The 6324-nt window shown below is 68.6% G+C and carries 4 protein-coding genes; 2 read left to right on the top strand and 2 right to left on the bottom strand.

Features of this window, described 5'->3' with window-relative positions:
• Positions 1 to 187 precede the first annotated feature (187 nt).
• Positions 188 to 826, top strand: coding sequence for an RNA polymerase sigma factor (locus ACIBF5_RS02600; protein ID WP_396807317.1), 639 nt, complete (start codon positions 188 to 190; stop codon positions 824 to 826).
• Entirely contained in the window at positions 823 to 1833 is a 1011-nt protein-coding gene (locus tag ACIBF5_RS02595) for a CU044_5270 family protein (protein ID WP_396807316.1), read from the top strand. The genes ACIBF5_RS02600 and ACIBF5_RS02595 overlap by 4 nt, the downstream gene beginning before the upstream one ends.
• 72 nt (positions 1834 to 1905) lie before the next feature.
• On the opposite strand, the gene ACIBF5_RS02590 is transcribed toward ACIBF5_RS02595, so the two are convergent.
• Complete coding sequence (locus ACIBF5_RS02590; protein ID WP_396807314.1) at positions 1906 to 2484, bottom strand: dienelactone hydrolase family protein; 579 nt, start codon at positions 2482 to 2484, stop codon at positions 1906 to 1908.
• Between the two features lie 263 nt (positions 2485 to 2747).
• Complete coding sequence (locus ACIBF5_RS02585) at positions 2748 to 6248, bottom strand: family 16 glycoside hydrolase (RefSeq protein ID WP_396807313.1); 3501 nt, start codon at positions 6246 to 6248, stop codon at positions 2748 to 2750.
• Between the last annotated feature and the right edge of the window lie 76 nt (positions 6249 to 6324).

The raw sequence follows: 6324 nt of genomic DNA, 5'->3' as shown, positions 1-6324 counted from the left end.
AGTCATACCGGTAGTTCCGTTGTTCCATGTCCCGCCACGCCGCCATGACTATCCGCCGCCACCCGATCACCCACCGCACTAACTAAGCGGCATTGGGTGAGTACATCAAAGAACGTGTACGAAATCGACGCTGTGGGCCGTGTCACGGGAACCCAGGTGCTCGACCGGACAGTACGAACATGTGGAGATGAGTTTGCGCGTCCGGGTCCGTGCCGGAGACCCGGACGCGTTCAGAGAGCTGTTCGACGGACACGCTCGCACGGTCTACAACCACGCCTATCGGCTGATCGGGAACTGGTCGACGGCCGAGGACGTGGTCTCGCTGACCTTCCTCGAAGCGTGGCGGCTGCGCGAACGGGTCGACGTCACCGCCGACAGCGGGTCGCTGCGACCCTGGCTGCTCGGCATCGCCACCAACGTGGCGCGCAACGTACGCCGGGCCGCCCGGCGACACGACGTCGCGTTGGCGCGACTATCGCCCGAGGTGGAGCCGGACTTCGCCGACGAGGTCGGCAACCGGGTCGACGACCACGAACGCCTGGCCCTGGTCCGTGCGGCAATGGTGGCGCTGCGCAAACCCGAACGCGAGGTGCTGGCGCTCTGCGTCTGGTCCGGACTGGACTACGCCGAGGCGGCGGTCGCACTCGACGTGCCGGTCGGCACCGTACGCTCGCGCCTCTCCCGGGCACGTAAGAAGCTGACAAAGCTCGTCGCCGCCGGGCGGCTCCGACCTCAAGGAACAGATCGGGAACCGGTTGCCGGCCACGGACAGGTAGATGGTGACCGCGGCCTCGCGGTCCTGTTCGCTCAGGAGAACGCCCAATGAAGTCCACCCCGTCTCAGCCCCACCCGGACGATCGTGCCGAGCTGGCCCGGCTGCTGCCGGACTCCGTGGACCGGGATCTGTCGAGCGAACGCCACCATCGTCTCCAGGAGCTCGTGATGAGCCAGATCCACCAGGACCTACAGACGGCCGAGCGGGCCCCGCGTCGGTTCCCGAAGCGACGGATTGTCGCGTTGGCCTCGGCACTGACAGCCGTCGCCGTTGCCGCCGTCGCGATCGGAATCGGCGGCAACGGCGGCGCCGGCGGCAACGGCGGTCCCGGCCACCCGTACCCGGGCGGTGGTGTGGTCGCACCGCCACCGGGCGCCGGAGCCCGTTCCGGCCAGCAGATTCTGCTCGCCGCCGCCACCACCGCGTTGGCCGCACCCGAAGGCTCCGGCGACTACTGGTACGCGAAGGTGGTTTCCGACGGCGGCAGCCTGCCCGTCAACGCCTACGAGTACGAGTACTGGACCAAGCGGGACGGCCGGACCTGGTTCCGGGCGGAGAAGAGCAACGGGGAGGTGATCGAGTTGGTCGACCCGGTGCCGTTCCGGCTCGGTGCCACCGACATCACCCTCGAAGAGCTTCGGCAGCTCCCGACCTCACCGGAGGCGTTGACGGCATGGATCACCGACTCCGTGGCGAACAGCGGCGCACGATACAGCGGCGGCCTACTGACTCCCGAACTACGGGAGGTGTCCGTCTTCGGAGGTCTGATCTCCCTGGTTTCCCAGCTACCAGCCCCGCCAGCGGTCCGCGCCGCCGCGTTCCGGGCCATCGCCGCCTATCCCCACGTGGAGAGCCTCGGCGAGGTCGAGGGCGGACAGGGCCTGCTGATCTCCCTGGAACAGGCGCAGGAGGATCAGGCGCGGCTGGTGGTCGACCCGGCGACCGGGCAGATCCGTAGGACCAACTTCTTTGTCACGTCGGACGGCGCCTGGGCCAGCGCCGGTGAAGGCGGCTCGTTCACGCTCGTCTCCGAGTGGACGAACACGCTGCCCAGCTAGAGGTGAACGTCGGCTGCGCCGGCGCGCGGCCAACGGTGTGCCGGGTGCCCGTGCAGCCGACGTCCGGCGGGGTTACCTGATCGCGGCGAGGAAGGCGAGCACCCGTTCGGTGAGCAGCGCGGTCGCGTGCTCGTCGTACGCGGGCAGGCTGTCGTCGGCGAAGAGGTGGCCGTCGCCGGAGTAGAGGAACAGCTCGGCGTCGGCGGTCGACGCGACGAGGGCACGGGCCGCTTCGAGATCGCCCTCGTCCACGAAGCTCGGGTCGGCGTCCATCGAGTGGATCTGGACCGGGACGCCCTTCGGCCACGCCCCACCGAACTCCTCGTGCGGGATCGTCGAGTGCAGCAGCAGTGCGCCCTTCGCGGCGGGGCGGGTCTGGGCCAGCATCTGCGCCGGCACCACCCCGAGCGAGAAGCCGACGTACACGAGATCTTCTGGCAGGCCCTCGGCGGCGGCCTGCCCGCGTTCGAGGATGGTGCCGAACCCGATTTTCTGGGCGTTGGCGACCCCCTCGTCGAGGTTGTCGAAGGTCTGCCCGTCGTACAGGTCGGGGACGTGGACCCGGTGACCGGCCCGTTCCAGCAGCTCGGCGAAGTGTCGTACGCCGGGTGTCAGCCCCTGTGCGTGATGGAACAACAGGATTTCCGCCATGCCGTTTCCTCCGATGCGCCGTGCCGGCTGGACTCGTCGCCACGAGTATGGTGCGCGACTCCGACAAAATCCGCCCCTGCGGCGCTCCGGGTTGGTCGGGAGCCCTGACTCGGAAAGTTGAGCATGCTTCGCGCGCGACGGACGTGGTATCGATTCGTCGCTCTGGTGCTGCCGCTCCTGCTTGCGGTGATGACAGCCACGGTGACGGCGCCGGGACCATGTTGTCCCCGCGCCGCCGCCGTTCTCTCAGACCTGCGGTTCGATCAGACCTGCGGTTCGATCCAGATGTTGCGGTAGCGGACGTTGGCGCCCGGGTCCCCGTGGTCCTGGAGCCTGATCGGTCCGACGCTCGGGCCCTCGGCGGCACCGCCACCGGTCGATCCGTTGATCTCCACGTTGTTGTGCACCACCACGCCGTTCCAGATCACGGTCACCCGCGCGTTCTCGGTCTTGGTGGTGCCGTTCCAACGGGCCGCCCGGAACGTGATCTCGTACGTCTGCCAGGTCTCCGGCGCGGTCGCCCGGTTACTGTCCGGCGCCCGCTTCTGGTAGAAACCGCCGCACTCGTTGTCGGCGGGCGTGGTGTCGCCGTACGAGTCGAGCACCTGTAGCTCGTACCGGTCCTGGAGGTAGATGCCGCTGTTGCCACGCGCCTGACCGGTCACCTCCGGCGGCAGGTTCGGAATCCAGAACTCGGCGTGCAGCGTGAAGTCGCCGAAGCTCTGCTTGGTCCGCAGGTCACCACCGAGCACCTCGGCGGAACCGCCGCTGACCGGCCAGGTCGAGGCGGCCCCGTTGGTGTGCTCCCAGTTCGACAGGTTGGTGCCGTCGAACAGGTTGATCCGGGTCGGCGGTGTCGCGGTGCCGTACGCCTCGAACTCGTAGATTCTCGCCGCACCGTCGGTGTTGTTGGTCGGCGCGGTGATGTTCAGCCGCACGTAGCGCGCCTGGACCGGGGTGATGTCGTGCGTGGTGGACGACGCGGTGTTGCCGGTGACGGTGGCGGCGGTGGACCAGGTGGTGCCGTTGGTGCTGGTCGCGATGGTGAAGTCGCGGGTGTTCCAGGCGGTGTTCTCGCCGCCGGCCCCGGCGTGCCGTACGACGAACCGGCTGACGCTCGTCGCCGCGCCCAGGTCGACCTGGAGCCACTTCGAGGCGCCGAGCGAGCACCACTTGTCGAGGTTGCCGCCGGTGTAGCTGCCGTTGACCGCCTTCGCCGGGCTCTCGTTGGCGTTGCAGGAGGAGTCGGCGGTGGCCGGCTTGCCGACCGCGAGGTTGGTGGCGGGCGGTGGTGTGGTGCCGCCGTACGCCTCGAATTCGTAGATTCGGGCCGCACCGCCGCTGCCGGCCTCCGGCGCGGTGATGTTGACCCGGATGTAGCGGGCCTGGACCGCGTTGACGGTGTGGGTGGTGGTCGAGGCGGTGTTGCCGGTGACGGTGGCGGCGGTGGACCAGGTGGTGCCGTTGGTGCTGGTCGCGATGGTGAAGTCGCGGGTGTTCCAGCTTGTCTGCTCACCACCTGCCCCGGCGTGCTGGACCACGAACCGGTTCACCGACTGGGTCGAGCCCAGGTCGACCTGGAGCCACTTGCTGGCGCCGGTCGAGCACCACTTGTCGGTGGTGCCGCCGGTGATGCTGCCGTTGACCGCCTTCGCCGGGCTCTCGTTGGCGTTGCAGGAGGAGTCGGCGGTGGCCGGCTTGCCCAACGCCAGGTTGGTCTGGTTGGCCGCGCCGGGCACGTTGTTCAGCGTGTACCACGCCTCGGTGCTCCAGAGCGCCTGGCCGGTGTTCGAGGTGAACGGCCGGGGCGAGCGGACGTACACCACCCGGTCGGCCTGGAGGCCGTTGATCACCAGGTTGACCTTCTTGCCGTCCGCCGACAGGGTCGCCGACGAGACGGTCAAATTCTGCAGGTTCAACTTCGGCCCGCCGTACGCGGAGGTCGGCTGGTAGCGCCACTGCTGGACCTTGTACGCGGTGGCCAGCGCCGCGGCGGTCGCCGCCGACAGGGGCTGGGTGTACTCCATCTCGAAACCGGTGGCGGTCGCCCGCATCGCCAGGATGTCGAAGGTGTTGGCGCCGTTCGGGGTCAGCTTCTGTAGGCCGTAGCTGAGTTTGCCCTCCTGGCCCCAGTTGCCGCCCGCGCCCAGGCCACCGGCGTAGATCGCGCCGTCCGGTCCCTGGGCGAGTTCGGTGACCCCGGCCTCCAGCCCCTGGGTGAGGCGGAACAGGGCGCCCTGGTACTCGCCGTTGACCTTCTCCAGGTACGCCCGCTGGATGCCGCCGTACGTGACGTCGGAGATGAGCATCTGCCCGGCGAAGGTGCCGCTGTTCAGGTAGACCGGGGTGCTCGGCGAGTTCGCGATCTCGTTCTGCGGCATCCAGAGCACCGGCTTGGTGACGGGGCGGTTGTCGAACGGGCCGGCCGGGTTCATGTAGTGGTTGAAGAACCGGTCCTGCTTGACGTGGAGCAACTTCGACGACGGCAGCCAGCCACCCTGGTTGTCGGTGACGAAGATGCCGCCCTCCGGCCCCCACCCGATGCCGTGCGGCGTACGCAGACCGCCCGCGATGTAGGAGACCTCACCGGTGGTCCGGTTGACCTTGATGGTGGTGCCCCGGTTCGGTGCTGGTTGCGGGTCGGTCGTGTTTCCGCCCAGGTTGATCGAGACGGAGAGGTTCAGATAGAAGAACCCGTCCTGGTAGAGCAGGCCGAAGCCGAACTCGTGGAAGTTGCCGCCGAAGGGCCAGGTGGCGACCGTACGGTAGTTGTCGGTGACCCCGTCGCCGTTGGTGTCGTTGAGTTCGGTCAGCCGGTGCTTCTCCGACACGTAGATCTTTCCATCGACGATCTTGATGCCCTGCGGTTCGCGCAGCCCGCTCGCGACCCGCTGGGTGGTCACCTGCCCGGGACCGGTCGGCCCGGTGGCGTTGCTCAGGATCCAGACCTCGCCGAGTACGTTGTCGGTGCCGCCCCAGGTGGTGATGGCGAGCCGGCCGTCGGAGAAGAAGTCCATCCCGGTCACCTGCGGCTGGAAGCCGCTCGGGCGCAGGTTCGTGAGGCTGTAGTTCGGGTGCACCGAGGTCAACGGCAGCCCGTCGCCGGGGGTGTCGGTGCTCGCCTCGCACTGCTTCTGACCGGGTGCGGTCACCCGTACGACGCCGGAGTCGGTGCTCAGCACCGAGTTCGGCACCAACACGTACGACGCGGCGCCCGGCGGCTGCCAGTGCAGGGTGATCTGCTGGTCCACGGTGCGGTCGAAGTGGTCGATACGCAGCGAGTGGTAACCGGCGGTCAGGGTGATCGCGCCGTCCGCCGGCGGGTTGGCGCCGTGCAGGCCGTCGTGGTCGATGACGACCGTGTTGTCGATGGTCAGCCGTGACCCGTCGTCGCTGTACAGCCGGAAGTTGTACGCCCCCGGCTGGGTGATGTTGATGTTGCCGATCACCTGGCTGACGAAGTTGTCGGCGATGCCGCCGAAGTCCGCGGTGGTGGTCCAGTTGATCGTCGGCATCAGCTTGTCGATGTTCGGGGTCTGGCCGGGCTTGAGGACGCAGATCTCGTCCAGTGGCACCTGCACGTCGAACACGCGCAGCGTGACGCCGGGTTCCTGGGGCGGAACGGCGGCTGCGGCGGCGAGTGCGGCCGGCCCTGGGACGGGGGCGCGGACGGGGCCGGCCGCCGCGGCCGAGGGCAGCGCGGTGGGGACGAGGAGAGTGAGGGCGGTGGCTACGAGGGCATGACGAAACAATCGTCTGTCCATGGCGTCTCCTGGGCGGTGGGGGTGGGACGGTCCACACACGACGCTGTCGCCATGAGTCCCCGGGAGACGCCGACTC

It is taken from the genome of Micromonospora sp. NPDC050417, assembly GCF_044458865.1.
GTDB lineage: Bacteria > Actinomycetota > Actinomycetes > Mycobacteriales > Micromonosporaceae > Micromonospora_G.
This window is presented reverse-complemented; position numbering and strand designations above follow the sequence as displayed.

Excerpts from the sequence above, each read along its gene's own strand:
- ACIBF5_RS02600 (WP_396807317.1), top strand. The coding sequence starts at position 188 with ATGAGTTTGCGCGTCCGGGTCCGTGCCGGAGACCCGGACGCGTTCAGA.
- ACIBF5_RS02595 (WP_396807316.1), top strand. The coding sequence starts at position 823 with ATGAAGTCCACCCCGTCTCAGCCCCACCCGGACGATCGTGCCGAGCTG.
- ACIBF5_RS02590 (WP_396807314.1), bottom strand. The coding sequence starts at position 2,484 with ATGGCGGAAATCCTGTTGTTCCATCACGCACAGGGGCTGACACCCGGC.
- ACIBF5_RS02585 (WP_396807313.1), bottom strand. The coding sequence starts at position 6,248 with ATGGACAGACGATTGTTTCGTCATGCCCTCGTAGCCACCGCCCTCACT.